The sequence below is a fragment of the Granulosicoccus antarcticus IMCC3135 genome, from assembly GCF_002215215.1.
GTDB lineage: Bacteria > Pseudomonadota > Gammaproteobacteria > Granulosicoccales > Granulosicoccaceae > Granulosicoccus > Granulosicoccus antarcticus.
On the sequence record NZ_CP018632.1, the window covers coordinates 3,523,342 to 3,548,297 of the forward strand.

Consider the following 24,956-nt stretch of genomic DNA (forward strand, 5'->3'; position numbering starts at 1 on the left):
GCTATCAATGCGAAACAGGAAAACAGGAGAGTGCACGTCATGAGTGAACCGGTAACGTACATCAATGACCAGGGCGTTGCTCTGATCACGATAGCCAATCCACCGGTGAATGCGCTATCGCAACGCGTCCGGGCCGGATTGCTGGCAGCGGTGCAACAATTCGGAGCCGATGATTCGGCACAGGTTGCCGTGATCCTGGGCGAAGGTCGACTGTTCATTGGCGGCGCTGATATTTCTGAATTCGGCAAGCCACCACAGGCGCCGAGTTTGCCAGATGTGATCAATGCCATTGAAAGCTGTGACAAGCCGGTTGTTGCCGCGGTTCATGGCGCAGCATTAGGCGGTGGTTTTGAAGTGGCGCTGGGTGCTCACTATCGCATCGCAGGCGCAGATGCCCGATTCGGTTTGCCCGAAGTGAAGCTTGGTCTGCTGCCCGGTGCCGGCGGTACGCAACGATTACCGCGTCTGGTTGGCGTAGAGCAAGCCTTGACGATGATTACCAGTGGCACCCCGATCAGCGCAGCACAGGCGTTGGAGCATGCGGTGGTGGAGCAGGTCTTCGATGACTCGAATATGCGACAGCAGGGGCTGGACTTTGCCCGCAAGCTTCAGCAGCAGGGTGCACCAGTGCGGCGTACCGGTGAGTTGCCACGCCCAGCAGGCGATGCGGCACTATTACAAGAGTGGCGCACACGGCTCGAACGTTCGGCACGAGGTGAAGTAGCAGCACTGGTCGCATTGGATGCGGTGAGCGCAGCCACTCGTCTGGATCTTGTCGAGGGGCTGGCAGAGGAGCGTCGTCTGTTCCTGAGCCTGATGGACACCCCGCAACGTGCAGGGCTGATCCACGCCTTCTTTGCAGAACGTCAGGTGGCCAAGCTACCTGAACTGGCAGGGCTTGAGTCGATGAAGATCGAGCATATTGGGGTTGTTGGTGGCGGTACGATGGGGGCTGGAATTGCTACATCAGCTCTGCTCAGTGGACTTCAGGTGACACTGGTGGAGCGTGACCAGGAAGCGGCTGATAAAGCTCGCAACACGATTACAGGCTATCTGGCTGCCGCCATCAAACGCGGTAAGTTGAACGAGGTTCAGCGTGAGACGATCCTCAATGATCGCCTGGCCACGGTGCCAGATTATAACGCCCTGGCGGATGCTGATCTGATCATCGAGGCGGTATTCGAGAGTATGGAGGTCAAGCAATCTGTCTTCAAAACGCTGGATAGCGTAGCCAAACCCGGCGCTATTCTGGCCACCAATACCTCCTATCTGGACATCAATGAAATTGCTTCGATAACGGCACGCCCAGAGTCTGTTATCGGCTTGCACTTCTTCTCTCCGGCGCACGTCATGAAGCTACTGGAAGTGGTGGTGGCCGAGCGCACGGCACCTGAAAGGGTGGCTAGTGCCTTTATTCTGGCGAAGCGTCTTGGCAAGACGGCGGTTCGTGCCGGTGTGTGTGATGGCTTTATCGGTAATCGCCTGCTCAGCCATTATCGAACGGCGGCGGATCATATGCTTCTCGATGGTGCGAGCCCTTATCAGATTGACAAGGCTTTGAAGGCCTATGGTTTTGCCATGGGTCCCTACGCGGTGGCTGATCTTGCCGGGCTTGACATCGGCTATGCAACGCGACAACGCAAGGCTGCCGACGCCCATCCACGCGATCGTTACCCTGCCTGGGCAGATGAGCTGTTCCACCTGGGACGACTAGGTCAGAAAACCGGCAAAGGCTATTACCTGTACCCCGAGGGCAGTCGACAGGGCGTTGAAGACCCGGAGGTTGAAGCTCTGGTGGCCAAGGCCCGTCAGCAGGCTGGTATCAACCCGCGTACTTTCACGGATGAGGAGATCGTCAGCCGCTACATGGCTGCGATGATCAATGAGGGCGCACGGGTTCTTGAAGAAGGCATCGCTCAGCGACCACTGGATATCGATGTCGTGCTGCTCTATGGCTACGGCTTCCCACGCTGGCGTGGTGGGCCGATGCACACTGCCGATCAGCGCGGACTCAAGGCGGTTCTGGCCGACATTCAGCGTTTTGCCGAAGAGGATGATCACTTCTGGCAAGCAGCCCCTTTACTGGAAAAACTGGTTGAGCAAGATAGCAATTTCGCCAGCCTCAACCACCCCTGAACCGGATACCACTCATGCCAAACGCTGTTATCGTCTCCATCGCAAGAACTCCTATCGGCAAGGCGCACCGAGGTGCATTCAATATGACGCACGGTGCGGACATGGCCGGGCATACGGCCGCCGAATGCGTGCGCCGGGCCGGCATTGATCCAGCGCTGATAGAGGACAGTGTGTGGGGTTGCGGTTACCCTGAATATGTCACTGGTGGCAATATCGCCCGCCAAGCGGTCATTCGCGCACAACTACCTGTCAGTATTGCCGGCACCACGGTCAATCGTTTCTGTGCCAGCGGTTTGCAGGCCATCGCGATGGGCGCCCACATGATTGCCGCTGAAGGGGCCAAAGCTGTACTAGCCGGTGGCGTGGAAAGTATTTCCATGGTGCAACCACCCAGTCGGCATTCACGCAATGCCTGGATAGAGGCACACAAGCCCGAACTCTATCTGTCCATGATCGAGACGGCTGATATTGTTGCCAAGCGCTACGGAATCAGTCGTGAATCTCAGGATGCACTGTCACTGGAGAGCCAGCAGCGTACAGCCGCCGCACAAGAGGCGGGCCGTTTTGATACCGAGCTGACATCGATGGAGGTGACGATGGCGCTCAAGGACAAGCAAAGCGGAGAGCTGACAGAGCAAAGTCACACTATTACCCAGGACGAATGTAATCGACCCACCACGACACTGGAGGCGCTGAACAAGCTGCAACCGGTACGCGGGCCCGACAACTTTGTCACCGCAGGCAACGCCTCGCAGCTCAGTGATGGTGCTGCGGCGCTCGTATTGATGGCATCGGATGAGGCTGAGCGCCTGGGTCTGGAACCGCTGGGTGCTTTTCGTGGCTTTGCGGTCGCTGGTTGCGAGCCGGATGAAATGGGTATCGGGCCGGTCTATGCGGTACCACGGTTACTGGCGCGGCATGGACTTTCGGTCAGCGATATTGATCTGTGGGAATTGAATGAAGCGTTTGCCAGTCAGGCTTTGTACTGTCGCGACACTCTGGGTATCGACCCGGCTATCTGTAATGTGGATGGTGGCTCCATCTCTGTTGGCCATCCTTTTGGTATGACTGGTGCTCGCATGAGCGGCCATTTGCTAGTTGAAGGCAAGCGTCGTGGCGCCAAGCTCGGTGTGGTCACCATGTGTATCGGCGGCGGTCAGGGTGCTGCTGGCCTGTTCGAAATCTATTGATAGCAGGAGAGAACAATGAACCTTGAATATACCGACGAGCAGTTAGCCTTTCGTCAAGAGGTACGCGCTTTTCTCGAAGCCGAATTGCCCGAGTCACTGTCAGCCAAAGTCAAAAGTGGCAAGACACTGAACAAGTCCGACATTGAGCAGTGGCATGCGATTCTCAACAAGCAAGGCTGGTTGGCCGGCAATTGGCCCAAAGCTTATGGGGGGGCTGGTTGGAATGCCGTGCAGCGACATCTGTTTGAAGAAGAGATGACGGGTGCATCGGCGCCGCGTATCCTGCCATTCGGTTTGGCCATGCTGGGACCGGTCCTGCAAGAATTTGGCTCTGCGGAACAGCAGGAATACTATTTACCAAAGGTACTCAATGGCGAGCACTGGTGGTGCCAAGGCTATTCAGAGCCCGGCGCAGGCTCGGATCTGGCCTCCTTGAAGACCCGGGCTGAGCGCGAAGGCGACCACTATATAGTCAATGGTCAGAAGACCTGGACCACGCTGGGTCAGCATGCCAACATGATCTTCTGTCTGGTGCGCACCGCCAAAGAAGGCAAGCCGCAGGAAGGCATCTCTTTTCTGCTCATTGATATGAACAGCGAAGGTGTGAGTGTTCGCCCCATCGTGCTGATCGATGGTGAACCCGAAGTGAATGAGGTCTTCTTCGATAATGTGAAAGTACCGGTGGCCAACCGGGTGGGTGAAGAGAACAAAGGCTGGACTTATGCCAAATACCTGCTGACACATGAGCGTACGAATATTGCTGGTGTCGGCTTCGCGGTAGCGGGACTGGAAAGTCTCAAACGCATCGCCCGTACCGAGCAATCCAAGGGCCGTCCCTTGATTGAAAACCCATATTTTGCAGCGCAGATTGCCCGTATTGAAATTGATCTGATGGCCATGAGCACCACTAATCTTCGGGTGATTTCCAAAGCCGCTGCCGGGCAGGCTCCTGGCGCCGAGAGTTCGATGCTGAAGGTCAAGGGGTCTGAGATTCGTCAGGCTATCAATGCGCTGACCCGTTCTGCCATTGGCTCCTATGCGATGCCGTTTGTCTCCGAAGAGCTCGAGCCTGGCAGTAATGCCTTGCCTGTCGTACCCGATTATGCCGCGTCTGTGACTGGCGCCTATTTCAACAATCGCAAGCTGTCTATCTACGGAGGGTCGAACGAGATCCAGCGTAGCATCATCAGTAAAGCCTTACTGGAACTGTAGAGGAACTCGCCATGAATTTCGATCTGACCGACGAGCGCCAGATGCTGCAGGATTCACTGCGCAAATACCTGGCAGATCACTACTCCAATGAGGTGATCCGCGCCCTGGCAAAGAGTGACTGCGGCTACTCAAAGGAGAACTGGGCAGGACTTGCCGAGCTGGGCGTCGTTGGTGCGCTGTTCAGTGAAGAGGATGGCGGCTATGGCGGCGCAGGCTTTGACATGGCTCTGGTATTCGAAGAGCTGGGTCGGGTCGGCGCAACAGACCCTCTGGTGGACACCGCGGTACTGTGTGGAGGCATACTGGCAGCGCTTGGCCACGGTGAGCAAAAAAACCTGGTTGAATCAATCATCGAAGGCTCCCTGCAGATGGCTCTGGCACATGCCGAACCACAAAGTAGGTATGAGCTGTCGCGAGTGGATACCCGGGTTGAGCGTGAAGGTGAGGACTTCGTACTGAACGGGCAAAAATGTGTTGTCGTCAATGCATCGGCTGCCGATTATCTGATTGTCAGTGCGCGATCAGAAGGGGCGGTTGCAGCAACGGCCGGTATCAGTCTGTTTCTTGTTCCAACCGACACCGCAGGGCTGACGCTGAATGACTACCCACTGAGCGCAGGGGGACGTGCTGCCGAGGTGCAACTGGACAATGTACGTCTGGGTGCCGCTTCATTGCTGGGCAAGCAAGGCGATGCGTTTGATACCCTGGAGCTTGTGCATGCCAGAGCGACAGTGGCTGTTTGTGCCGAAGCGCTGGGGCTGATGGAGACGATTCGTGCCTTGACCACTGATTATCTGAAGGTGCGCAAACAGTTCGGCAGACCGATCGGCAAATTCCAGGTATTGCAGCATCGAATGGCCGATATACTGATTGAAATAGAGCAGGCGCGATCAGCGGTTATCAATCTGGCTGGTCATGTTGATGGCGAACGGGATGCTCGTGAAAAGCATGTCAGTGCCACCAAGAACCTGATTGGTCTTGTCGGCAAGCTGGTGGCCGAGGAAAGCATTCAGATGCACGGCGGCATCGGCATGACCGAAGAATACGAACTGGGCCATCTGGCCAAGCGTCTCATCATGGTCGATCACCGTTTGGGAGACGCCACGTTTCATCTGGAACGATTTGTCGAATTGGCGGTGGCCTGAGATGCAAGCACTCGCCTACTATGAGGATCTTGGTGATCGTCTGCTTGTCGTGAACGCCAATACGACAAAACGCAATGCCTTGTCGCCTGACTATTATAGTGCTCTGCAAAGCGCGCTGGAACTTGCCGCCGCAGAATCACGGATTACCTCGGTTATTCTTCACGGCGAAGCTGGCTTTTTCTGCGCAGGTGGTGATTTGAGCCTGATTGCGACTCGTCGTGAGTTGCCACGGCCCCAAAGGCTGCAAAAGATCGAAGATCTACATGATGTGATCCGCGCGATAGTTGCCTGCCCCAAGCCTGTGATCGCTGCGGTGTCCGGCGGCGCTGCCGGGGCTGGCGTGTCGCTTGCCTTTGCCTGCGATTTTCTGGTGGCCGATGAACAGGCAAAATTTACGGTGGCCTACGTCAAGGCTGGTCTTGTGCCCGATGGTGGTTTGACCAGCACCTTATCGACGCAACTGCCGCGTGCCCTGGTCATGCGTATGGCGTTACTGGGCGAGGCGATTCCGGCAAGACAACTCAATGAATCGGGTGCAATCCTGCAATTAAGCTCTGAAGGTAAGGCGCTTGAAGCCGCTCACGAACTCGCGGACAAACTCTCAAACGGTGCCAGTGCGACTCAGGGTGTTATCAAGGGGCTGGTGAATCGAGCGCAAAGCTCGACACTGGAAGAGCAGATGGATGCCGAGCGTGATGCGATGGTAGATGCCGTCGTTACAGCTGAGGCCAGTGAAGGCATCAATGCCTTTCTTGAAAAGAGAGCTCCCGACTTCAAACGATTGCGAGCGGTTCCAGCATGACAACAGAACAACATTTTCGTATTCATCACCTGGTTGAAGAGCATGCTGCGCGCAGGCCCGAGGCCATCGCTGTCGTTGATTCAGACGATCAGGTCTATGACTATGCTCAGTATCAGGCTGCCATCAACAAGGCCGCCGGGTTATTGGGTTATCAAGGTGTCGGACCAGGCGATCGTGTTCTCATTGTTGCGGAAAACTGCCTGGTGGTTGCGGCGTTTATTTTCGCTGCCAGCAAGGTAGGGGCCTATGCGTTGCCTGTTAATGCACGCATGACCCCGATGGAGCTGAACCGCATCATGGAGCACGCAACGCCGCGTGTGACGATTTATAGCACCGGTATCTCGCAAGAGGCTGCCGGGCATGCCGCGAAGGTCGGGGCAACGCCACATCAGACCGATTTTGGAGACTTTGCGATTGTCGATAACGGTTCTCGTGATGCGGCACCGGCGGAGGCCGAAGGAACAGCGGTAATCCTCTATACCACCGGTACCACCGGTGCTCCCAAGGGGGTGATGCTGACGCATGCCAATTTGCATTTCGCCGCTCAGGCATCTGCCCATTTACGTGGTATGGTGGCAGAGGATCTGGTCTACGGCACGCTGCCGCTAACTCATGTTTTCGGACTGGCTTCGGTGTTGATGGCAGCCTCGCATGCCGGTGCCTCGGTGCAGCTTGAGGCGCGCTTTCGACCAGAGCGTGTCTACCGTGCATTGATGAGCGGTGTGACCGTGTTTCCGGGGGTTCCGCAAATGCATGCACTGGTAATGCAGTATGTGAGCACGCAGGGCTTTATCCGGCTGGAGAATAGCCAGCTACGGTATGTCTCTTCAGGCGCCGCGCCACTGGATCCGAGCTGGAAACGCAAGGCTGAAAGTTTCTATGGCCTGGCCTTGCAGAACGGCTACGGTATGACTGAGAGCACGGCTGGCATCTGCGCCACCAGCAATCCGATTGGTACCGCTGATACCAGCGTCGGCCCTGCATTGCCTGGCATTGAAATTCGAATCGACAACTCCATCGGTTCTTCGAATGACTCTGCCACGGGTGAGATTCTGACCCGTGGTCAGCATGTGATGAAAGGCTATTTCAGGAACCCCGAAGAGACGGCCAGAGCGATTGATGTCGATGGCTGGTTGCGCACCGGTGATCTGGGTAGCATCGATGAGCAAGACAACCTGCATGTCGTCGGACGGTGCAAGGAGCTGATCATTCGTGGTGGTTTCAATGTCTACCCGCCTGAAGTTGAAGCGGCTCTGAATGATCACCCGGATGTGATTCAATCAGCGGTTATCGGTCGAAAACTTGACAACGGCGATGAGGAAATAATTGCCTTCGTTCAATGTGTTGAGCCTGATACGGTAGATACGGTGGCCTTGGCAGCCTTCGTATCCGAACGGTTGGTCAGCTACAAGCGACCTTCACGCATCATCACGACAACGGAGCTGCCAGCGGCCGCAACTGGCAAGGTACTAAAGCATAAACTGCTGGGCACATTCACCCAGCAACTGCGCGACGCCTGATCTGCAAAGAAGCTGAAACCCTCATCCTGCGGGAGGGGTTATTTCAACAAGGAGATAGATCCCCATGTACACAGTAACTGTATCGCGATACACCTCAGTGAGTCTGGTTAGCGCCCTGGGGCTATTGGCACCGCTGACGGTTAACGCCGGCGACATCACTCATCATGACTTTGCCTCTGAGGTGCTGGGCAAGGACTATCCGTATACGATCTACCTGCCGGGTGGCTATGCAGAGGATGCACTGGAATATCCGACGCTCTATCTGTTGCACGGCTCTTTTGGTAGCGAGAATGACTGGGCAATCAAGGGTGGGCTCAAGCAGACAATGGATAAGCTGATCAGCAGCGGCGAGATACCACCAGCCGTTGTCGTCATGCCCGGTGCGCAGAGCTGGTGGGTTGATGGTTATAACGAGGCGGCCGAGACTGCCTTCTTTGACGATCTGATTCCGCATATTCAGAGTACCTATAGTGTGATACCCGAACGCGAAGGACGTGTGGTCGGTGGATTGTCCGCAGGCGGCTACGGTACCGTCAACTTTGTACTTGAGCACCCGGACATGTTTGCCGCAGGTGCTGCATTGAGCCCGGCATCCTATGTGCCGGTACCACCGGATCATTCGTCGGGTAAGCGACATCCTGCTTATCTGGGGGAAGATGGTGAGTTCGATGCAGAGAAGTGGTCGGCACTGAATTACACCGCCTATATTGACGACTACAAGGCGCAGGAGCTTGTCGTGCCGTTGTATATCAATTCAGGTGATCATGACACCTTCGATATTGCCTACCACGCAGCGGTGCTCTACCAGAGCTTGCGCGAACATCAACCCAAAGCCGTCGAATACCGGGTAGTCGATGGCGATCATGAGTGGCAGGTCTGGTCAGATACGCTGCCCGAAGCACTGGATTATGTGTTCTCTTATACCAGCCGCCCCCGTAGCACCACACCCAATTAAGGTAGTTTACTGATGAACGACGATGCGACCACGAGCGCTATCATAGAAGGCGAGACCGGTGCCCAGCGCCTGATTGGCTATACGCTTGATGTGGGCCAGCCCGATGCCCGCGCCCGTTGCTATCTGACGCTGAGCGATGCGCATCTGAATCGTCATCACGTATTACATGGCGGTATTGCCACCACGATGCTCGACAACGCGATGGGTGCGACCGCCAGTCTGACGGTGGATGCCAGTGGCCGCATACCCTTCATGACCATCTCGTTGAATACGCATTTTCTGGCCCCCGCCGCGCACGGCACGCAATTGATTGCCACCGGACGCATCGTCGGTGGGGGTAAGTCGTTGAAGTTTATCGAAGGCGAGCTTGTAGACTCTACCGGCAGGCTGATCGCCACCGCCAGTGGAGTATTCAAGCGTGTGCCGGCGACTCGTCTGGAGGCAAATAAGCCAGCCTAGTGGGTTGAGCTATATTTACTCTGTATTACTGATTCGCATCGCTCTGCAAACACATTCGGCAAAAAACTGAACCATGATTACACTGCATCACCTCAATCGCTCTCGCTCTCACAGAATTTTATGGTTGCTGGAGGAGTTGGAGCAACCTTATACCGTCATTCCCTACCAGCGCGATGCCCAGACCAACCTGGCGCCACCAGAGCTCAAGCTGGTGCACCCACTGGGCAAGTCGCCGATGATCGAACTTGATGGTGCGCTACTCACCGAGAGTGCCGCCATTGTCGAGGTACTGTGCGCGCGTTTTGCACCGCAGATGATTCCCGAACGCGACACCTCAGCTTACTTGAGACATCTGGAATTGATGCATTTTGCCGAAGGCTCGGCGATGATACCGATTTTGCTGAACCTGTATGTTGCTCGTCTGGGTGATGCGGGCAAGCCGCTGCATCCGCGTATCAGCTCCGAGCTTGATAGCCATTTCAGCTATATGAATGATCTGGTGCGCTCATCAAAGCATTTTGTCCAGGACAGCCTGTCGGCGGCCGACATCATGCTCAGCTTTCCTGCACAGATCGCCATGCGTGAAGAGCGTGGTGCAGATTTTCCGGCACTGGCAGAGTTTGTCGAGATGATCCAGAGTCGTCCGGCCTATCAGCGTGCGACACAAATCGAGCAATCGAAACAGACATAGGCATTTTGGGCCGAGGGTAGGGGTAAACTGTCGAGGCCTCTATCCAGGGCCTGGCAAATTGATCATGCCTGGCGCCTATCCTCACCTCGGGCTTGTGGGCCGGTGTCCATGAACATGGCTCGCAAATCGACCGTTGAACGCTCACCGACATCGCAAAAGTTGGTCTCCAGCCACTGCGTCGCAGTCTCGCGGCCCAGGTCGCGCAGATGAGTCAGAAATGCCCATTCAGCATTCATTTTGGATGACGCCCCCAGTGGGATAAGCGCATCCTGATTTTCGATGATATGAATGCGTTCGTGCCGGTAATGAGCTTCATCCAGCTTGCCTTCGTCGATCAACCGACCAACGAATTCGATGGCACGCAGTTCTTTGAGCAGGCTGGAATTAAAGGCGATTTCGTTGAGTCGGTTCTGTATTTCCTGTGGCGTGCGAGGGATGCCCTTGCGCTCCACCGGGTTGATCTGGATGACGGCGATATCGGCGCAATCGTTACTGGCATGAAAAGGGAATAGCGCAGGGTTGCCCATATATCCGCCATCCCAGTAAGGTATATCGTCGATCACGACAGCCTGAAAGACGTTAGGCAGACAAGCCGAGGCCATGACCATATCTGAGGTCAGATAATGGCTGTCGAAGATCTTGACTTTGCCAGTCTCCACATTGGTTGCGGATATATACAGCTTGATGCTATCGCAGTGTTGCACGCAGTCAAAATCAACACAGCTCTCCAGTACATCGCGTAAAGGATTCATGTTCATCGGGTTGAGTTGATAGGGCGATACCAGCCGGCTTAATGCATCCATCGCGTGGTAGCCCCAGGAACGATCAAGGCTCCAGTTGCCCATCATCATGTCAAGAGAGCTGCGTTTGACAGGACTGTTTTTGGCCGCCTTTGACATGGTGTGCCAGAACTCTTCCAGCTTCTCGCGCGCACCATCCGCACCACCCTCGGTATAGCCATTGGCCAGAGCTACCGCATTCATGGCACCTGCAGAGGTCCCGGAAATGGCATCGATTTCCAGTCGCCCGTCCTCCAGGATGCGATCCAGTACGCCCCAGGTGAAGGCGCCGTGAGAGCCACCGCCTTGCAAGGCAAGGTTGATGCATTTACGTTTTTTGCCAGATTTACGCCTCCTTGCACCGATACTGGCGGTTTTCTTTGCCTGCGCCATCAGTGAGCTGCCCGTACGCCATTGACGGGTAAAGCAGCTTTGATGTCATTGAGGGCGCGGTTGTAGTCAGCGGCGTCAAGCCCGTTGGCGATGCGCTGGCCGATATCGATAGACGCATCGGTGATGAGGGTAATTCTGGAATGAGTCATTCTATTGTTTTTCTGATTTCGAGCAAGTCAGGCTTTTTGCCAGTAGCGGCAGCGACGAGTGTGGGACCGTTAGGGTTACACATCGTTCGCAGCGCAGCGTGCTACAAAAAACGAGCCCACACTGAAGATCGACAATTTCCAGAAAAACTTGATTTATTCTTGTTTATTCACATGTTAGCGGTCCCCGAGATTCCGGCGGGTAAACCCAATGCTCCTGCCATGATGCTCGGCGACCACTGTGCTGATCTTGTACGGGCTCAGAACTTGCCGTTGTCGTGAGCCATATCAGCAGGAATGTCGGCAACGACATCCCAATGCTCCACTATCTTGTCGTTAGAGAGGCGGAAGAGATCAAAGAATGCGGTGGGTTTATCGGCCTGTATTCCTCGTGAGGCTGCGAAGACGAAATTGCCTTCGGCTACCACCAGCGGTGTTTCGGTATAGGCCATGCTGATACCTGCAGCTTGCATCGCCTTGAGAGCGTCTGCCAGGCCTGATAATCCGTCACCCACACGGGCATTGTGCTGAATGTAGGTCTCTGTCGACAGGTAGTCCGTGATCTTCTCCGGTGCCTCACCTTTCAGAACATCATTGATGAAGGCTTCAACCAGGGCTTTGTTGTCAGCGCTCTTGTCCAGGTCCTCGATTTTTGTGGCACCGTCTACCATGGAGTGGCCCGATACCGTTTCTGTAGCGAAAGGCTGCAGGTTGTCCCAATGCTCTGCCACTTTGCCATCCTCGATGCGGAAAACATCAAAAGCGACCAGTGTCTCGCCACCGAATGCCTGAGCGTTCTCGTAGACGTTATGAGTCACTACCAGGTCACCTTCGGCAAGGATTCTATAGGTGGTGGGCTTGATGCCACTATCCTTCAAGGCGGGAAGAAATCCGATGATGGCAGCCGCGCCGGTGGGCACGGCAGGGTTGTGCTGAATGTAGTCTTCGGCCAGTAGATTGCCGGTTGCAACGGGGTCGAAGTCTACAAACATGGCGTTGATCGCTTCTGTCACCAGTTGTTTGTTTGCATCCAGTTGGTTGGCATCACTGGCGTAAGCCACTGCTGAGAAAGTGCTGAGGGCCAGTAAGCTGGCGGCCACTGTTTTTATGTTCATGAAGGTGTTTCGTGTGTGGTTGAAGTTGACAAGACGGATGGTGAGGCTAGACTGACTATTTGAAAAGCTGATAAAGTCGATAGCGTCCATGGAAAAAACTGATTATCTGGATATCGATGGTCGGCAACTGCGGTTACTGCTGACAATTCACGAATTCGGTTCCCTGACGCAGACTGCCCAGCATCTGGACATGAACCAGTCAACCGTTAGCTACTGGCTGGATCAGCTGCGACGCAAGTTCGATGATCAGTTGTTCACGCGTTCTGGAGCCGGGGTGGTTGCAACGGCCAGGGCGGAGCAACTGATGCCCCAGGCCAGGGAGCTGCTGAATGCCTTGAGCACCTTTGTCGAGCCCGATGCCTATGATCCATCACAAGACAGGGGCATTTTGCGTATTGCCGGCAATGCCCTGGAGCGGGATCTGTTCATCGCCCCCTTGGTGCAAGTAGCACGCAAGCTGGCGCCGACGTTATCCTTCCAGATCGTGAAGACAGGCTCTGCCTATCAGGTCATTGAAGATCTGCAGCAAGGAAGGATTGACCTGGCGTTCTTTCATACCAATGTCCGTGCTGCTGATGGCATCAGGCAAAAAGTCTTACTGAGGACAAAGTTCGTGGTCTTCCATGATCCGGCTACAGGCACGGCGCCAACTGATCTGGATGGTTTCTGTCGCTGTGAGCACGCATTGGTGTCACTGGGGCCGGATTCACATTCGGATATTGATGAAAAACTTGCCAGTCTGGGCAAGCGTCGGCGAGTGATTTTCAAAGCCGCTGATTTTGACACCCTGGCCATTCTGGTTCGAGATACAGCGATTGTGGTAACGCTACCAGAGGTGTTCAGGTATAGCAGTTTCAAGGACTTTGCCTACGTCCCCTTGCCGTGGGAGCCACCGACTGTCAGCTGGGCGGTTCTCTGGCATGCTCGGCAACATGAGGCCGCCCGGAGTCGTTTTTGGCGACAACGAGTGGCTGAGATTGATCTTGATAGCGGGCTCTCTGGCAAGCAGATAGCCAAGAAGTAAGTGGACGTTATTCGTCCGCAATATGCCCGGATACATCCAGTGAAAAGTGGCTGATCATGTGTTCGATCTGATTGGCCATGACCGTTAATTGCTCAGCGGATCCGCGTCCCTTATCGATCACATCCAGACTTTCGTAGGCCAGTGCCGCCACTTGCTTGAAGCTGGCGGCAATCTGAACGGTACCTTCCGATGTCTCGTTGATTATCTGGTTCATTCCGGCAGAGACGGAGCGTTGTTCTTCGACCGCGGCGGCAATGGTGGATTGGCTGATGTTGATGCCTTCGATGGTTTCGCTGATTTCATTGATGACCTGGGTGGCTGCCTGACTATCAGCTTGTATGGCGGCAATCTTGACACTGACCTCTTCGGTGGCACGGGCGGTCTCCTTGGCAAGCTCCTTGACTTCATTGGCGACCACCGCGAAGCCTTTTCCCGCCTCTCCGGCACGAGCCGCCTCGATGGTTGCGTTCAGAGCCAGCAGGTTGGTCTGCTCGGCAATGGAGTTGATGACCTTGACCACAGCGCCTATGTCTTGCGAGGATTGGGCCAGCTGAGAGACATTGTTTCTGGCACGGTCCGACAAATCGACAGCCTTCTCGGCGACAGAGACAGCTGTGTGGGACTCTTTGGCGATCTGCATGATCGAGGCGGTCATCTCCGTCAGGGCATTCGCAACAACAGAGGTGCTATCGGCAATCTTGTCAGTGGCGCGGGAGGCATTTCTAGCCTCTTCAGCCGTTGCATTGGTTGCCCGACTGGCCTGCTTGCTATTCTCATCCATTGAAAGGGTGGATGCTTTCAAGGTGGCCCCATTGTCAATGAGCTGTGAGATCACCAGGCTGGTTTGAGCAATGGCCTTGTTAATGGCATCGCTCAGGCTGTTCAGAGGAGCAGGGTAGCTGCCTGTTACTTTCCTGGTCAGGTCACCTTGTGCCACCAGGCCCATGACACTCGATGCTTCTTCCAGGAGTAGCGTGAGGTTGCGCTCATCATTGACCCGTTGAGTAATGTCAAAGGCGAACATGACAATCTTGAACGGTTTGCCTGCTGCATTGATGATGGGTATATAGCTTTCCAGCAAACAGACGATCTGACCCTGCTTGCCAAGGCGATCGTATCGCTCTTCAATGAATTCGCCCTGTTGCAAGCGCGTCCAATGCTCGGCGTAGCCTGGCGCGTCCCGCTCTTCCAGCGTCAGTAGCTCACGGTGATGCTTGCCTGTGAGCTCTGCGCGGGTATAACCGAATGTATCGATGAATTTCTGGTTCGCCTTGAGGATGTTGCCATCCGTATCGAATTCAACAACACATCTCAGTTTATGAATAGCGTCAAGTTGTGCCTGAACGCTGGCATTCTCTTTCCAGTGCTCGGTGATGTTTGAGGCAAATCTGATGACCTTGTACGGTATGCCATTGCTATCGAGTACCGGATTATATTCGGCTTGCAGCCACAGCTCATCGCCCGCCTTGTTGATACTTTGAAACTGGCCACTGATGTATTGCCCGGAGCGCAATGTGTCCCAGAACGACTGGTATTCGCTTGACGCTGCATAGACAGGATCGACAAACATCCGGTGATTCTGGCCCAGAATTTCATCCAGTGTGAAACCGCTGACATTCAAGAAGTTGTCATTGGCAAACGTCACGGTGCCGTTCAGATCGAATTCGATAACGACCTTTGATCTGTAGATCGCTTTCAACTCATCGTGACGAAGTGTGTCGCGATCACGAGAGGCTTCATTTTCTTTACAGGGTTTACGAAACCATCGATTAAACATTGATGAGCAAAAGGCCGAGACTGATTGGTTGTAATCGGCAAATAGGTGCTGATCTGAACGGCCTTGTAAAAAGAGCTTGCTCCAACTTCTCGCACAACAGTATTGACAATGTCTTCGTAATTCTGTCATTCTATATAACAGCACTAGTGTGCCATATATCAGAACAAACACAGGAGATATCATGTTGTTTAAGCTGAGCGGCCTGGTCGCAGTTGTTCTAGCGTTGCCCCTGTTTGCATCCGCAGCCGAGGTGAGCCCAACGGTCAAGAAAATCCAGGATCGTGGCAGCTTGCTGTGTTCCGAACACAACGGAAGTTACTTCGGTTTTGTGGAAGTTGACGATAAAAACGAGTGGAAGGGTCTGGACATTGATCTCTGTCGTGCCTTGACGACCGCCATACTCGGCGATGCTGACAAGGTGCAGATTGTGCCGTTGAGCTGGGCACAGCGTTTTCCGGCGCTGCAATCGGGTGATGTGGACATCATCATCAAAGCCACTGGCTGGACCATGGGCCGGGATACCGAATTGGGTCTGCAATTCAGTTTGCCCTACTTTTTTGGCGGTACCCAGTTAATGGCGCAGGAGGCAAAATCCTGCCATGGTCACGTCAATTGCTCTGAGTGTTCGGCATAAAAAACTCCTGATTCAGTTTCTATTGCTTGCCGGAACCATCGTGCTGGGCTGGTCGGCATTGAATAACGCTCGTACCAACCTTGATGCCCTGGGCATCACCAGCGGTTTTGCATTTCTGGATCGGGCCACAGGCTTGGGATATTCCTTTTCACTGGTGCCTCGTTCTATCGATGACAGCTATGCGCGTACGCTGTTTATCGGGTTCATGAATACCTTGTTCGTCGGCTTCATTTCCATATTCCTGTCAACCATTCTGGGTTTTGCCATTGGCAGTTTGCGAGGCTCCAGCAAGTTGGGGTTGCAGGCTTTGTCATCTGTCTATGTGCAGATCTTTCGCAACATTCCACTCATACTCCAGCTCGTCTTCTGGTATTCGGTTCTGATTCACCTGCCAGGTCCGCGTCAGGCTTATTCGTTCATGGATGCAGTATTTCTGTCCAATCGAGGCCTGTTGCTGCCAATGCTCAATATCCCGATCTGGCTGGCACTGGGGCTGATACTGGTTTCTCTGTTATTGGGATTTATGCTGATTCGCAGAAAAACGGCGCTGCTGAGAGGCTTGATGATCTGGACGTTCAGCTGCGTGGCCCTGTTTGCACTGGCCAGTGTCATCATGACGCCAGCGGGCGAAAGTAGTGTCTCTGTGCCGGCTCTCAAGGGTCTGCGGTTCCAGGGCGGTCTGACTATTTCAGTGGAGCTGGTTGCCATGATCGTCGCCATTGTGCTGTATGGGTCGGCCTATATCGCAGAGGTCGTTCGTGGTGGCCTGGAGGGGGTGCCCGTGAATCTGGTTGAAGCGGGCAAGGCGCTGGGTCTGAATCGCCGGGTCATCTGGTCAGATATCAAGATGCCGCTGGCTCTGCGAAGCATCATTCCGCCGTTGGGTAATCAGTGGATCTTCATCATGAAAGCCACCACCATCGGTGTGGCGATCGGCTTCAGTGATCTGTTCATGCTGGTATCCACCTCCATTACCCAATCAGGTCAGACGCTTGAGCTGATTGGCATTCTCATGGGCGGATTTCTGCTGGTCAACTTCAGCCTGGCCCAGTTCATTAACTGGTTAAACCAGCACATTGCATTGAAAGCCCACTGAATCCGGTTCTTTCCACTCCTATTCGGGATGCTGCATGAACACCCATTTTACCCCAACGCGCGGAAAGCCTCGTCCTTCAGGGCGGGGATGGATAGGTGCGCCCGGCATGGGTGCAATCTTGGAGGTGAAAGTCCTCCCGGAAGCTGACCATAGCGACCGAAGTGAAGCACAACTGCGCAAGGGCGACCAAGCGTGGGGAGGAAGTGTCTAGCGAAACCACGAGCCGATGAACAAGAACCGAATATTGAGGCGTTATCAACCAGGGCGAGCGGGCCTATCATCGCGAAGCTCTTGTGGTCAAAGGGAGATAATGTAGATTCGGCGGTTGTGTGGGGAAGGATTGCAGTCTTACCCGGGGAGATCTCACCTTGCGCCTGAAAGGGCGACGATCGTCTGGTCGGAGTGAGAAGTCAGCAGAGGCCATAGTAGTCGTCATCATGCGATGAAGGGCTAAACGAGAAGGAGAGCTAGAAGACGATGACGCTCGACAAAGCAAAGCACCAGAAACTCGGGAGATCGAGGCGCAGTGAGAGACGAACGGGTGAAGCCCGAAAGCTTTCTGCGCGCGGTGAAGCGGTGTCGGTGCCTCAACGAACCGAAGGCTTGGGGCGGGAGAATCTGCTTGAGCAGGCGCTCTCGCGAGAGAACATGGTGGAGGCGTGGAAACGCGTCAAAGCCAATAAAGGTAGTGCGGGCGTAGACGGTCTTTCAATCACTCAAACGATTGAATATCTTCACACCCAGTGGCCAGTGATCCGGGATGAATTGCTGCGCGGTAGTTATCGGCCATCGGCCGTGCGACGCGTGGAAATTCCGAAACCGGGTGGAGGCTCCAGGGAATTGGGGATACCCACCGTCATTGATCGCCTGATCCAGCAGGCACTGTTGCAAGTACTGCAACCCCTGCTTGACCCGACGTTCTCAAAGTTCAGCTACGGCTTTCGCCCGGGTCGAAGTGCCCATGATGCTGTGCTCCATGCACAGCAGTGTGTGCAACAAGGCTATCAGGTGGTGGTTGATGTGGATCTTGAGAAATTTTTCGACAGGGTTAATCACGACGTTCTCATGGACCGGCTGAGTAAGCGAATCGACGATAAGGCCGTTCTTCGGTTGATTCGACGATTTCTTCGAGCTGGCGTCATGATCAACGGCGTATTGGTGGAACGCTTGGAGGGAACCGTACAAGGCTCCCCTCTTTCACCGTTACTGGCTAATGTGCTGTTGGACGAAGTGGATCAGGCTCTGGAGAGGCGCGGACACAAGTTTGCCCGATACGCCGATGACTGCAATGTGTATGTTCGTAGTCAACGGGCGGGGGAACGGGTACTGCGCTCTCTTCGGAAGCTGTATGCAAAACTGCACCTTCGGGTGAACGAGGCAAAGACTGCAGTCGGGCCCGTGTTTGGTCGTAAGTTTCTGGGCTACTGCTTACGGCGGTGGAGTGGGAACACGGTTAAAATTGCGGTATCACCTTCGGCAATCGTCAAGTTCAAGCAGCGCATCCGGCAAATCACACGTCGCGTCGGTGGTCGCAGCCTTGTTCAGGTCGCGGTAGAACTTCGAAGTTTCATTCCCGGTTGGAAGGCCTACTTTCATCTGGCACGTACTCCGAAAATCTTCCGTGATTTGGACGGCTGGATACGACGCCGATTGCGGGCCATCCAGCTCAAGCACTGGCGACGTGGCCGTACGACGTTTGACGCTTTACGTCGTCTCGATGCCTCGCAGGAGTTGGCTAAGCTCATCGCTTGTTCTAGCAAACGTTGTTGGCACAACAGCCTTTCGGGATTGCACTTTATTCTATCAGTCAAATACTACGATGGCTTAGATGTACCTCGTCTCTCATGACCTCAACTTCTCGAACCGCCCGGTGCGGACCCGCATGCCGGGTGGTGTGGGAGGGGCCCGTCTTCGGTCGGCCCCTATCCCGATCGCTAGAGGCGAAGCCTCTTGCTCGCCTAGCTCGAAGGTTTCTCTTCCCTGATTCGATAGTAATTATACATTCCTGCATGGCTGTATATAAATACAGTATATTTTGAGTATCTGTGGCATGATCTCTATCGGTCCAGTGTATTCTTCATTCCATGGAACGTCTACAAGCCTTCAAATTCGAGCTACGCCCCAATGGTGAACAAACCCGCCAGCTGTGGCAGTTTGCAGGCAGTTCTCGGTTTGTCTACAACAAGGCATTGGCACTTCAGCAAGAGAACCATAAGGCCGAACTGAAGTACATCAGCTATGTCCAGATGTGCAAGAGCCTGACAACCTGGCGTAAAGATCGAGGCACACTGTGGCTTCAACTAGCACCCGCTCAAACGTTGCAGCAATCGCTGAAAGATCTTGATCGGGCCTATCAGAACTTCTTTTCCAAACGCGCTGCTTTCCCCTCGTACAAAAAGAAAGGCCGTGGGAATAGCTTTCGCTTCCCCGAGCCCAAACAGTTCAAGCTTGATCAGACCAATAATCGTATTTTTCTACCCAAGTTAGGCTGGATGCGCTACCGAAACAGCCGTCATGTCATCGGCACGCTACGCAATATCACCGTCAGTGAGCGAGGCGGTAAGTGGTACTTTTCAATTCAGACTGCACAACAGGTTGAGACTCCTCTACACCCATCCACAACAGCGATTGGTCTCGACTTGGGCATCACCGTTTTTGCAGCACAAAGCGACGGTGTCATTCATTTGCCGAAGAACAGTTTTGCACAACTTCGACGACAACTGGCACACGCACAGCGAGCCCTGGCTCGTCGGTGCAAGTATTCCCGCAATTGGAAAAAACAGAAAGCGAAAATTGCTCGTCTGTATATTCGAATCGCCAATGTCCGAGCAGACTACCTACATCAGAAATCACACCTCATTTGCAAAAATCACGCGGTGGTGTGTATCGAAGACCTGAAGGTCAGCAATATGTCTCGTTCGGCTTCCGGCACCCAACAAAATCCTGGAAAAAACGTCAAGGCGAAATCGGGTCTCAATCGAGCAATTCTCGATCAAGGTTGGAGTGAATTCCGTCGACAGTTGGGCTACAAGCTCAAGTGGGCGGGTGGTGATCTGATTGTGGTGCCAGCTCAGTACACGAGTCAGCAATGCTCGGACTGTGGCCATATCGCGCAAGAGAACCGCAAGATTCAAGAGAGCTTTTGCTGTGTGTCTTGTGGGTTTGCAGAGAACGCCGATATCAATGCGGCAAAGAATATCGTAGCGGCGGGACACGCCGTGATGGCCTGTGGAGGGGACGTTAGACCTGAATTGCACGAACATGCAGTTAAGGCAGCCCCAGTGAAGCAGGAACCCACCGAAGCGATTCAGGCATGTGCTTGAACGCCGTAGGAATCCCCTTCGTTCGTTTTAGGGAGGGGAGGACGTCAAAACGTTGAAAAAGCGGGCGTTTGCCACGCCGACCGATGCTGTTTTGTCGATCATCATTTTCGGTGGACTTGCCTATGCGCTGTGGCTGGCGCTGGATTGGGCTGTGTTTCGAGCCGTGTGGAGCAAGGAGAACGTGGCGGCCTGTGGTGAGGCGGTCGGGGCCTGCTGGTCGGTCATCGATGCACGGCACCGGCTCATTCTTTTCGGGTTATACCCCTACGAAGAACATTGGCGTTCGACACTGGCCTGCCTTGCCATTGTGGCAACCGTTGTTGTGTCCTGCTTTCCATGGTCGTGGAAAACAGCGCGACTGAGCACACTGTGGGTGGCAGGCTTCGCCCTCTATTATCTGTTGATGACCGGCACCTTGCTCGGTTTGCCGACGGTTACCACCGATCAATGGGGTGGTCTGGCGCTGACACTATTCCTGTTTGCAAGCGTGGTACTGATCGGTATGCCCATGGGGCTTGGACTAGCATTGATGCGTCGTTCCGAGATGCCGGTAGTGCGGTTGCTGGCCTCGTTGCTGATTGATTTCATCAGATCCTTGCCCTTGCTGACAACCTTGTTCACAGCGGCCGTCGTTTTCCCTTTGCTGCTGCCTGACTGGTTGCAGGGTGACAAGATCTGGCGTGTGATTTTCGCATTCGCCCTGTTTTTTGCCTGCTATCAGGCCGAGGTTTTTCGAGGTGGGTTTCAGGCCATTCCAAAGGGGCAGTTTGAAGCGGGCAAGGCGCTGGGTCTGGGCTACTGGAAGATACTGTTCAACATCGTATTACCCCAGGTCTTTCGACAGGCATTGCCATCGACCATCAATATGGTGGTCATTACTTTCAAGGAGACGGCCATTGTCATCATCATCGGTTTTTTCGATGTACTAGCCTCTGCCAATGCCGCCTTTGGTACGGGAGAGTGGTCGCCGTACTATATGGAAGTGTATGCGTTTGTGGCAGCCCTGTACTGGCTGTTCATCTTTTCTCTGGGGCAATACGGGGAGTATCTGGGTAAGCGGATGTCGGTGGCGCAGCGTTAGGGATTGTTTCACTATCCCTTAGTGCTGGTTCGGGTGGATGCAGAAAACGGTAAATTGTCCTAATGCATAGCACCTTGAAGGCCTGGAGCCTCTCAGTTCTTGCCATGAAAAAGATCTGAATTCTTTCCAGCCTGGATTGCAATCCAGAAACGCGCTACTCCAATGGTTGTTGTGGGTTTGATCCCTGTCAGTTGCTCCACGAGCTTTAGTCTGTAGACGAGTGTCTGGCGGTGAACGCCGAGCTCAAAGGCTGAGGCTTTCCAGTTGCCATCATTTTCAAGGAACCTCATAAGCGTTGTTAAAAGAGAGGTTCCTTGCGTGCGGTCGTGTTCAATCAGCGGGCCCAGGTAGCGTCCTACCAGCGCTCTGGCTTCCTCCAGAGACTTGGGCGCCATGATGAGGCCAGTTTCGGCTTCCCCATAGCGCAGAATCTTCATATCGACTTCTCGAGCTTGCGTCAGAGCTAGCTTTGCTTGCCTGACGCTCTCACGAAATCCCGTTGCTACGGCAATCGGTCCACTTATTCCAATCACGCATCCATCGCCGAGGTTGTCACACAGGAAGTCGAACATGCTGTTATCGTCACGGCCAATTGCCAGTAACAGGCCTTTTTCACTCAGAAAAATGGGGTTTGAAGCATGCAGGGCGGGGGCATGGTGTATCTCATCCGGAAGCCAGGGCCCATCGTTCCCAGGTGCTATTGCAAGACTGACGAGTGCGCTGGTAAGGCCTCGTCGCTCCAGGATAGGACGCGCGAGAGTAAACTCCGTTTCGCCTTCCAGTAGACTATGTAGCAGAGCGGCACCTTCATCGCGCTGCAGGTCTCGGTGAATCATGAGGCGCTCAATCTCCACACCGAGCAGGCCGACAAGCGAACGCACAAGGATCGAGTCATCCTGCATCCGCTTTTCGTGTCGGGTAATGATGAGGTTGACTCGGGATCGCCCGGCAATCGGAATCCGTTCAACCAGACCAGGATCCTTTGCCGCAGCCGGGGTTGCCTGTGTTTCAACGATATTGGCTCCGCTGACCGCATCCTCAAGTGCCAGATTGAGATTCAGCTTGTTTGCCAATATCGAAAGACGCCCATTCATATTCGGCTCTTTGCGCAGTGCTTCAGCGTATGTTTGGAACAGACGCTCGCTTGCGTTGAATCGTTCGCGTTGGGCCTTCAGGACACTTTCAATGACATGTTGGGATAGCTTGACAAACTCAAGCTCGAAGTTGGCGCGAAGAATCGGAAACAGGCAGCGATCGGCTGCTTCGAGCATCTTGCTCGACAGTGCTGGAGCGTTTTGACTGGGAGCGACAACCAATGCACTGGCATTGCTTTTCACCAGTTTCTCTAACCAGGCGACTTGATCCTCTGCGGTAAGTGGCATGCCCACGCCGGTTGTCATGACTAGATGCCCCGGAGAAATCCATTTCCAGGGATCTGGCAAGTCAACGGCATGGGCCCACGTTATCAGCCTGCTCGTGCCGGCTTGACCGGCTATAGCCTGTAACTTCAATAAATCTATATCGATCAGGTCCTGCACGGTGAGCATGAGCTCCCCCTCTTATTACAACGCAAGCGGAGACGCTCAATCAACGCGGAATATCGATTGAACACGCCATATCAGGCAGTATGCCAAGTCACTGTATCAGTAATATTCTCATCCGTGGTCGCACACGATAATGCAACCATGCGAAATCTCTGTGCTTAGTAAATCGCATAGATCTTTCTAACCGCTTCAATAACATCCCAACGACCGCTCCAGCCAGGAGGCAAGATAATCAGGTCGCCAGAAGTTACCTCTACCACTTCACCCGTCGCATCATCCGTCAACACGGCGCGACCAGAGATTATATAGGTGAACTCAGTGTCGGGACGATTTACCACAGGCCACCCACCAGGTTGGCACTCCCAGATACCGAGATTACCAACAGCTTCAGGTGCCAGTTGCTGAATTGCGATTTGTGGATCGCCCTTGTCGGCACCAGCACGCTGACCGACAGAAGCCAGTTCACACGACTGTATATCGGTTGATTTGACAATAGTAAATGTATTCATTTCATACTCCTTTTAATGTGCACCCGTTAATTTTTCAAGTAGCATTGCGGTGCGTGATGGGCGTTTGGTAAATCTCTCTTCGGCATCGCTGAGCGAAGCGGCAGCGAGCCCTCCATTTATACCAATCCAGCGCAGTGGCTCTCGCTCCCAATCTGGAGAGCGGTGATTGACAATGGGTAATTCATTGACCTCATCGTGCTGTTCGAGGATCAAATTGCGAAGGATACGACCCGCCAGATTGCTTGTAGCAACACCGTCCCCTACATAGTTTCCAGCCCAGGCTATGCGATTCTTTGGATCCATACTGACTGTCGGGCACCAGTCGCGGGACACGCCTAAAGCGCCGCCCCAACGATGCGTAATTCGAGCATCGGCCAGGTCAGGAAAGAATTCGATCAGCGTGTCATGGATTTTTCCATGGATCTTGCCTGCCAGATCGACTTCATCGGATACCTTTGAACCCCAATGATAGGGGGCCCCTCTGCCACCAAATACCAGTCGCCCCTCAGCAGTGACTTGTCCGTATACGCGAAGATGACGCATATCATTGAAGGCAATACGGTGTTCAAGATTCAATTTACGCAGTACGTCACTCGATAACGGTTCAGTTGCGAGCACCATTGAATAAAGTGGAACAACGAAGCGTGAATGTCCGGTCTGCTGTGAGGTAAATGCCTCGGTCGCACGAACAATGACATCCGTCCTGACCGAGCCATGATCAGTATTGACAAGCCCTTTCGCCATGTCCCTGACATTGGAGTGTTCATGGATCGTGGCCCCCATCTGCTCAACGAGCCGCGCCAGGCCTCGTACAAGCTTTCCGGGATGGATCAAGGCACAGTGTTCCGTGTAGAGAGCACCCGTTATATCTTGAGCGCCGATCTTGGAAGACGCTTCAGCGCTATCAAGTACCTGCCATTGATCTGGCAGTCCGAAGCGCGTTGAAGCTTCAACGGTAGCCCTGGCACGAGCCAGTTGCGGTGCACTGCGCGCAAGTGAAAGAAATCCCTGCTTTGCGTAATCAGCCTCGACACTTTCCAAAGCGAGTACGCGCCCGATTTCATCGACAGTGTCATTCATGGCAGCCTGTAGTTTGAGAGCGTCGGCATGTGAATACATTTGAGCAACTCTGGATAAGGAAACCGGGAATATTGCTGAAGCCCAGCCGCCGTTCCTGCCGGAGGCACCGAAACCTACTTCTTCTTTCTCTAGCAACACCACTCGAAGCGATGGACAGCTTTTCAACAAGTAGTACGCAGTCCATAGGCCCGTGTATCCGGCACCGATGATGACAACGTCGGCCCTCACCGTATCCTCCAAACGCCTGCGCGTCTGGTCTGGCTCGAACCAGAGAGGCTTGTTGGGTAACTTGCTTAAATCGACTTCTGCTGACATATCGGTGTATTCCGTCTGATTGCCCTGAAT

22 protein-coding genes are annotated in these 24,956 nt (G+C 54.1%); 15 read left to right on the forward strand and 7 right to left on the reverse strand.

From position 1 onward, the window contains the following. The first annotated feature begins 39 nt into the window (after positions 1 to 39). From IMCC3135_RS15060 to IMCC3135_RS15100, 9 genes are all read left to right on the forward strand, one after another. On the forward strand, positions 40 to 2,136 hold the full coding sequence (locus IMCC3135_RS15060; protein ID WP_088918375.1) for a 3-hydroxyacyl-CoA dehydrogenase NAD-binding domain-containing protein: 2,097 nt from the start codon (positions 40 to 42) through the stop codon (positions 2,134 to 2,136). Positions 2,137 to 2,150: 14 nt separating this feature from the next. After that, entirely contained in the window at positions 2,151 to 3,326 is a 1,176-nt protein-coding gene (locus IMCC3135_RS15065) for an acetyl-CoA C-acyltransferase (protein WP_088918376.1), read from the forward strand. Between the two features lie 15 nt (positions 3,327 to 3,341). Further along, positions 3,342 to 4,538, forward strand: coding sequence for an acyl-CoA dehydrogenase family protein (locus IMCC3135_RS15070; RefSeq protein WP_088918377.1), 1,197 nt, complete (start codon positions 3,342 to 3,344; stop codon positions 4,536 to 4,538). Between the two features lie 11 nt (positions 4,539 to 4,549). After that, positions 4,550 to 5,683 (forward strand): acyl-CoA dehydrogenase family protein, encoded by a 1,134-nt coding sequence (locus IMCC3135_RS15075; protein ID WP_088918378.1) that lies wholly within the window; start codon positions 4,550 to 4,552, stop codon positions 5,681 to 5,683. A 1-nt stretch (position 5,684) separates the two neighbouring features. Beyond that, on the forward strand, positions 5,685 to 6,485 hold the full coding sequence (locus tag IMCC3135_RS15080; protein ID WP_088918379.1) for an oxepin-CoA hydrolase, alternative type: 801 nt from the start codon (positions 5,685 to 5,687) through the stop codon (positions 6,483 to 6,485). Next, the gene (locus tag IMCC3135_RS15085) at positions 6,482 to 8,005 is read left to right on the forward strand and encodes a class I adenylate-forming enzyme family protein (protein ID WP_088918380.1); all 1,524 of its coding nucleotides are present in this window, start codon (positions 6,482 to 6,484) and stop codon (positions 8,003 to 8,005) included. The genes IMCC3135_RS15080 and IMCC3135_RS15085 overlap by 4 nt, the downstream gene beginning before the upstream one ends. A gap of 64 nt (positions 8,006 to 8,069) precedes the next feature. Continuing rightward, complete coding sequence (locus tag IMCC3135_RS15090; protein ID WP_088918381.1) at positions 8,070 to 8,960, forward strand: alpha/beta hydrolase; 891 nt, start codon at positions 8,070 to 8,072, stop codon at positions 8,958 to 8,960. 12 nt (positions 8,961 to 8,972) lie between these two features. Beyond that, positions 8,973 to 9,419: a PaaI family thioesterase gene (locus IMCC3135_RS15095; RefSeq protein WP_088918382.1), complete on the forward strand. Its 447-nt coding sequence runs from the start codon at positions 8,973 to 8,975 to the stop codon at positions 9,417 to 9,419. Positions 9,420 to 9,492: 73 nt separating this feature from the next. Continuing rightward, on the forward strand, positions 9,493 to 10,110 hold the full coding sequence (locus IMCC3135_RS15100; RefSeq protein WP_088918383.1) for a glutathione S-transferase family protein: 618 nt from the start codon (positions 9,493 to 9,495) through the stop codon (positions 10,108 to 10,110). Between the two features lie 62 nt (positions 10,111 to 10,172). Here the strand turns inward: IMCC3135_RS15100 and IMCC3135_RS15105 are convergent, their stop codons facing one another. The 3 genes from IMCC3135_RS15105 to IMCC3135_RS15110 all read right to left on the reverse strand — a co-directional run bounded on the left by IMCC3135_RS15105 (position 10,173) and on the right by IMCC3135_RS15110 (position 12,543). Then, positions 10,173 to 11,282, reverse strand: a complete 1,110-nt coding sequence (locus IMCC3135_RS15105) for a patatin-like phospholipase family protein (RefSeq protein ID WP_088918384.1) — start codon at positions 11,280 to 11,282, stop codon at positions 10,173 to 10,175. After that, positions 11,282 to 11,431, reverse strand: coding sequence for a hypothetical protein (locus IMCC3135_RS34085; protein WP_157736004.1), 150 nt, complete (start codon positions 11,429 to 11,431; stop codon positions 11,282 to 11,284). The genes IMCC3135_RS15105 and IMCC3135_RS34085 overlap by 1 nt, the downstream gene beginning before the upstream one ends. Before the next feature lie 257 nt (positions 11,432 to 11,688). Beyond that, positions 11,689 to 12,543 (reverse strand): nuclear transport factor 2 family protein, encoded by an 855-nt coding sequence (locus IMCC3135_RS15110; RefSeq protein WP_088921868.1) that lies wholly within the window; start codon positions 12,541 to 12,543, stop codon positions 11,689 to 11,691. A gap of 88 nt (positions 12,544 to 12,631) precedes the next feature. Here IMCC3135_RS15110 and IMCC3135_RS15115 point away from each other — a divergent pair, with 88 nt between their 5' ends. Next, complete coding sequence (locus IMCC3135_RS15115) at positions 12,632 to 13,567, forward strand: LysR family transcriptional regulator (protein ID WP_088918385.1); 936 nt, start codon at positions 12,632 to 12,634, stop codon at positions 13,565 to 13,567. Between the two features lie 7 nt (positions 13,568 to 13,574). Here the strand turns inward: IMCC3135_RS15115 and IMCC3135_RS15120 are convergent, their stop codons facing one another. Further along, complete coding sequence (locus tag IMCC3135_RS15120; RefSeq protein WP_169727466.1) at positions 13,575 to 15,344, reverse strand: methyl-accepting chemotaxis protein; 1,770 nt, start codon at positions 15,342 to 15,344, stop codon at positions 13,575 to 13,577. Between the two features lie 181 nt (positions 15,345 to 15,525). On the opposite strand from IMCC3135_RS15120, the gene IMCC3135_RS15125 reads away from it, so the two are divergent. From IMCC3135_RS15125 to IMCC3135_RS15145, 5 genes are all read left to right on the forward strand, one after another. Continuing rightward, positions 15,526 to 15,978 carry a transporter substrate-binding domain-containing protein gene (locus IMCC3135_RS15125; RefSeq protein WP_205738058.1) on the forward strand — a complete coding sequence of 151 codons (453 nt, stop codon included), beginning with the start codon at positions 15,526 to 15,528 and terminating at the stop codon, positions 15,976 to 15,978. Continuing rightward, entirely contained in the window at positions 15,944 to 17,074 is a 1,131-nt protein-coding gene (locus IMCC3135_RS15130) for an ABC transporter permease subunit (RefSeq protein ID WP_088918387.1), read from the forward strand. The genes IMCC3135_RS15125 and IMCC3135_RS15130 overlap by 35 nt, the downstream gene beginning before the upstream one ends. Before the next feature lie 477 nt (positions 17,075 to 17,551). Continuing rightward, positions 17,552 to 18,922 (forward strand): group II intron reverse transcriptase/maturase, encoded by a 1,371-nt coding sequence (ltrA, locus tag IMCC3135_RS15135; protein ID WP_088918388.1) that lies wholly within the window; start codon positions 17,552 to 17,554, stop codon positions 18,920 to 18,922. Positions 18,923 to 19,158: 236 nt separating this feature from the next. Further along, complete coding sequence (locus IMCC3135_RS15140; RefSeq protein WP_088918389.1) at positions 19,159 to 20,397, forward strand: RNA-guided endonuclease InsQ/TnpB family protein; 1,239 nt, start codon at positions 19,159 to 19,161, stop codon at positions 20,395 to 20,397. A gap of 52 nt (positions 20,398 to 20,449) precedes the next feature. Continuing rightward, a complete protein-coding gene (locus IMCC3135_RS15145) occupies positions 20,450 to 21,478 on the forward strand; it encodes an amino acid ABC transporter permease (RefSeq protein ID WP_088918390.1) in 1,029 nt (342 codons plus the stop codon). A 92-nt stretch (positions 21,479 to 21,570) separates the two neighbouring features. On the opposite strand, the gene IMCC3135_RS15150 is transcribed toward IMCC3135_RS15145, so the two are convergent. The 3 genes from IMCC3135_RS15150 to IMCC3135_RS15160 form a co-directional block, all read right to left on the reverse strand. Further along, positions 21,571 to 23,025 (reverse strand): PucR family transcriptional regulator, encoded by a 1,455-nt coding sequence (locus IMCC3135_RS15150; protein WP_088918391.1) that lies wholly within the window; start codon positions 23,023 to 23,025, stop codon positions 21,571 to 21,573. Positions 23,026 to 23,180: 155 nt separating this feature from the next. Then, the gene (locus tag IMCC3135_RS15155) at positions 23,181 to 23,531 is read right to left on the reverse strand and encodes a cupin domain-containing protein (RefSeq protein WP_088918392.1); all 351 of its coding nucleotides are present in this window, start codon (positions 23,529 to 23,531) and stop codon (positions 23,181 to 23,183) included. A 12-nt stretch (positions 23,532 to 23,543) separates the two neighbouring features. Next, positions 23,544 to 24,926 carry an NAD(P)/FAD-dependent oxidoreductase gene (locus IMCC3135_RS15160; RefSeq protein WP_088918393.1) on the reverse strand — a complete coding sequence of 461 codons (1,383 nt, stop codon included), beginning with the start codon at positions 24,924 to 24,926 and terminating at the stop codon, positions 23,544 to 23,546. Between the last annotated feature and the right edge of the window lie 30 nt (positions 24,927 to 24,956).